The sequence below is a fragment of the Paraburkholderia sp. RL18-101-BIB-B genome, assembly GCF_046026985.1.
Lineage (GTDB): Bacteria > Pseudomonadota > Gammaproteobacteria > Burkholderiales > Burkholderiaceae > Paraburkholderia.
In genome coordinates this window covers 1-297 of the sequence record NZ_JARESV010000236.1, presented here as the reverse complement: position 1 = coordinate 297, position 297 = coordinate 1, and the positions used below count along the sequence as shown (strand labels likewise).

Annotated in this window: 1 pseudogene; it reads right to left on the bottom strand. The window is 66.3% G+C overall.

What is annotated here, in order from left to right:
• Positions 1-68 precede the first annotated feature (68 nt).
• Positions 69-297, bottom strand: a pseudogene (locus P0D73_RS46895) (RND transporter); the annotation flags it as partial.

Here is a 297-nt window from a genome sequence, read left to right as displayed (position 1 = left end):
CAGAGCGATGCGCGCAGTACGCGGTTCGTGCTGAGGTTTCCGCGCGCCAGGTGAGGGCGTACAACCGGTTACACAGTCCCCGCCGCGCTCTGGCTTTCGCCACCCCACGTCCCGCCTAACGCCTTCAGCAACAACACACTCGACTCCAACTGCCGCTCGGCAATCTGATCCGCGATGCGCTGGTTCGTCAGCGCAATCGTCTGCGCGGTCACCACGTCGAGATAGCTGACCGCGCCCGCGTTGAAGCGGTTCGTCGTGAGCCGCAACGACAGGTCCGCGGCCGTGGTGGCGCGCTGC